The sequence below is a fragment of the Pseudomonas sp. 2995-1 genome (assembly GCF_002742505.1).
Taxonomy (GTDB): domain Bacteria; phylum Pseudomonadota; class Gammaproteobacteria; order Pseudomonadales; family Pseudomonadaceae; genus Aquipseudomonas; species Aquipseudomonas sivasensis.
Genome location: NZ_LJSA01000155.1, coordinates 1 through 383 on the forward strand (window position 1 = coordinate 1; position 383 = coordinate 383).

Annotated in this window: 1 protein-coding gene; it reads left to right on the forward strand. The window is 56.4% G+C overall.

The features are described 5' to 3' along the window. The coding region (locus tag AOA61_RS31110; protein WP_158234784.1) for a hypothetical protein at nucleotides 1-383 on the forward strand (383 nt) is incomplete at both ends.

Genomic DNA, 383 nt, shown 5'->3' on the forward strand with positions numbered 1-383 from the left:
GTTACTTTGGTCAACGACATCCCGGTCATCACCGTGGCTGCTACCACCATTGTTGAGAACAGCGCCAAAGTCGGCACCGTCGCCGGTAGCTTCGTTGCTACCGACGAAGAAACGCCTACTGCCAGCCTGAAAGTTGATTTCACCACCGGCACCAATACTCAGGGTTACTACACCCTGTCTGGCACTAACGTTGTGCTGACGCAGAAGGGCGCTGATTTCGTCAACGCCGGCAACCAGTTGCCGAAAATTGACCTGACCGTCACCGACGCCGACAACGCCACTTCGCACAGCGATGCTCAGCCGGTCGTTACTTTGGTCAACGACATCCCGGTCATCACCGTGGCTGCTACCACCATTGTTGAGAACAGCGCCAAAGTCGGCAC